This window comes from Bradyrhizobium guangdongense (assembly GCF_006483445.1).
In the GTDB taxonomy this organism is placed as follows: Bacteria; Pseudomonadota; Alphaproteobacteria; order Rhizobiales; family Xanthobacteraceae; genus Bradyrhizobium; species Bradyrhizobium guangdongense_A.
In genome coordinates this window covers 1-3299 of the sequence record NZ_PPPT01000045.1, presented here as the reverse complement: position 1 = coordinate 3299, position 3299 = coordinate 1, and the positions used below count along the sequence as shown (strand labels likewise).

2 protein-coding genes are annotated in these 3299 nt (G+C 65.7%); both read left to right on the top strand.

Annotated features, from left to right (window positions below):
- Window positions 1–2 precede the first annotated feature (2 nt).
- Complete coding sequence (locus C2U70_RS07260) at window positions 3–2828, top strand: hybrid sensor histidine kinase/response regulator (protein ID WP_140977325.1); 2826 nt, start codon at window positions 3–5, stop codon at window positions 2826–2828.
- A 24-nt stretch (window positions 2829–2852) separates the two neighbouring features.
- A partial coding sequence (locus C2U70_RS07255) for a chemotaxis protein CheW (RefSeq protein ID WP_140977324.1) occupies window positions 2853–3299 on the top strand: 447 nt, incomplete at its 3' end.

Sequence of the window (3299 nt, the reverse complement as noted above, 5' to 3'; positions counted from 1 at the left end):
TCATGGATGATCTGTTGCGGGAGTTTCTGACGGAGACCAGCGAGAGCCTGGACACCGTCGACAACCAGCTTGTGAAGTTCGAGCAGGAGCCGAACAACGCAAAGATCCTGGATAACATCTTCCGCCTCGTCCACACCATCAAGGGTACCTGCGGCTTCCTTGGCTTGCCGCGTCTGGAAGCTCTCGCCCATGCCGGCGAGACGCTGATGGGCAAATTCCGCGACGGCATGCCGGTGACGGCCGAAGCCGTGACGGTGATCCTGTCGTCGATCGACCGCATCAAGGAAATCCTCGCCGGCCTTGAAGCCACCGAAGCCGAGCCCGAAGGCAACGACCGCGACCTCATCGACAAGCTGGAAGCGATGGTCGAGCAGGGCATGGCCGCGATGTCAGGCTCGGCGCAGCCGATGCCGGCTGCTGGCACCGCTGCTTCTGTTGCAGATGCTCCGCCGCTCGCGCCTGAAGCGCCGGCTGCTGCTCCCGTTGAAGCCAAGGGGAAAGAGATGACGCAGGGCACGTTGATCGATCAGACCCTGGAACGTCCGCTGCGTCCGGGTGAGGTGTCGCTGGACGAGCTCGAGCGTGCCTTCCGCGAGACCGCGATCGAAGCCCCGGCGCCGGTCGCCAAGGCCGAAGTGAAGGCCGAGCCCGCCGCTGAGGCGCCGGCGCCCGCCGCCAAGGACACCGCCAAGGAGACCAAGGCGCTCCGGGAAAAGGCCGCCGCCAAGAAGTCGATGGCGGACGAGACCCTCGTCGAGGGCGACCGCATCGCCAACCAGTCGATCCGCGTCAACGTGGATACGCTGGAGCATCTGATGACCATGGTCTCCGAGCTGGTGCTGACCCGCAACCAGCTCCTGGAGATCTCAAGGCGCAACGAGGACACCGAGTTCAAGGTGCCGCTGCAGCGCCTCTCCAACGTCACCGCCGAGCTGCAGGAAGGCGTCATGAAGACGCGCATGCAGCCGATCGGCAACGCCTGGCAGAAACTGCCCCGCATCGTCCGGGATCTGTCGAGCGAACTCGGCAAGCAGATCGAGCTGGAGATGCACGGCGCCGACACCGAGCTCGACCGCCAGGTGCTCGACCTGATCAAGGACCCGCTCACCCATATGGTGCGCAACTCCGCCGACCACGGGTTGGAGACGCCCGCCGAGCGGCTCGCCGCCGGCAAGGGCGAGCAGGGCACCATTCGTCTGTCCGCCTATCACGAGGGCGGCCACATCATCATCTGCATCGCCGACAACGGCCGCGGCCTCAACACCGAGAAGATCAAGGCCAAGGCGCTCTCCTCGGGTCTCGTCAGCGAGGCCGAGCTGGAGAAGATGTCTGAGGCCCAGATCCACAAGTTCATCTTCGCCCCGGGTTTCTCGACCGCGGCCGCCATCACCTCGGTCTCGGGCCGCGGCGTCGGCATGGACGTGGTGCGCACCAACATCGACCAGATCGGCGGCACCATCGACATCAAGAGCGTGGCCGGCGAAGGCTCGTCCGTCACCATCAAGATCCCGCTGACCCTGGCCATCGTCTCCGCCCTGATCGTCGAAGCCGCCGGTGACCGCTTTGCCATCCCGCAGCTCTCGGTGGTCGAGCTGGTGCGTGCCCGCGCCAACAGCGAGCACCGCATCGAGCGCATCAAGGACACGGCCGTGCTGCGCCTGCGCAACAAGCTGCTGCCGCTGATCCACCTGAAGAAGCTCCTCAAGATCGACGACGGCGCGGCCAGCGATCCCGAGAACGGTTTTATCGTGGTGACGCAGGTCGGCAGCCAGACCTTTGGCATCGTGGTCGACGGCGTCTTCCACACCGAAGAAATCGTGGTCAAGCCGATGTCGACCAAGCTGCGTCACATCGACATGTTCTCCGGCAACACCATCCTGGGCGATGGCGCCGTCATCATGATCATCGACCCCAACGGCATTGCCAAGGCGCTCGGCGCCTCCGGCTCCTCGGCCCATGACATGGGCGATGAGGCCTCCGCCCACCACATCGGCTCGGGCGAGCAGACCACCTCGCTGCTGGTGTTCCGCGCCGGCTCCTCCCAGCCCAAGGCGGTCCCGCTCGGGCTCGTCACCCGCCTGGAAGAGCTGCCTGCCGACAAGATCGAGTTCAGCAACGGCCGCTACATGGTGCAGTACCGCGAGCAGCTCATGCCGCTGGTGGCCATGGAGGGCGTCACCATCGCCACCCAGGGCGCGCAGCCGATCCTGGTGTTTGCCGATGACGGCCGCTCCATGGGCCTCGTCGTCGACGAGATCATCGACATCGTCGAGGAACGGCTCAACATCGAGGTCGGCGGCTCCAGCCAGGGCATTTTGGGCTCGGCCGTGATCAAGGGCCAGGCCACCGAGGTGATCGACGTCGGCCACTTCCTGCCGATGGCCTTTGCCGACTGGTTCACCCGCAAGGAGATGAAGCCGTCGATGGCGTCGCAGTCGGTGCTGCTGGTCGATGATTCCGCCTTCTTCCGCAACATGCTGGCGCCGGTCCTGAAGGCCGCCGGTTATCGCGTCCGCACCGCCCCGACCGCGCAGGAGGGCCTTGCTGCCCTGCGCTCGCAGACCTTTGACGTGGTGCTGACCGACATCGAGATGCCCGACATGAACGGGTTCGAGTTCGCCGAGACCATCCGCTCCGACAACAATTTTGGTTCGATGCCGATCATCGGCCTCTCGGCGCTGGTGTCGCCGGCGGCGATCGAGCGGGGCCGCCAGGCCGGCTTCCACGACTATGTCGCAAAGTTCGACCGCCCCGGCCTGATCGCGGCACTGAAGGAGCAGACCGCGGGCGCGGCCGGCGCTTCCGAGCTGAACCGGGCAGCGGCCTAAGCAGGATAGGGACAAGGATATCCAATGAGCAGCAAGACCCAATCCGCCGAAGGCACCATGGTCGAATACGTCACCGCGATGATCGGTGGCCAGCTCTTCGGCCTGCCGATCTCCCGCGTGCAGGACGTGTTCATGCCGGAGCGCGTCACCCGCGTTCCCTTGTCCTCCCGCGAGATCGCCGGCGTGTTGAACCTGCGCGGCCGCATCGTCACCGTGGTCGACATGCGCGCCCGCCTCGGCCTGCCGAGGCCTGAGGACGGCAAGATCCCGATGGCGGTCGGCGTCGACCTGCGCGGTGAATCCTACGGCCTCATGATCGACCAGATCGGCGAGGTGCTCCGCCTGCCCGAGGACGGCAAGGAGGAAAACCCCGTCAACCTCGACCCCCGCATGGCAAAACTCGCAGGCGGCGTCCACCGCCTCGACGGACAGCTCATGGTCGTCCTCGACGTCGATCGCGTCCTCGAGCTC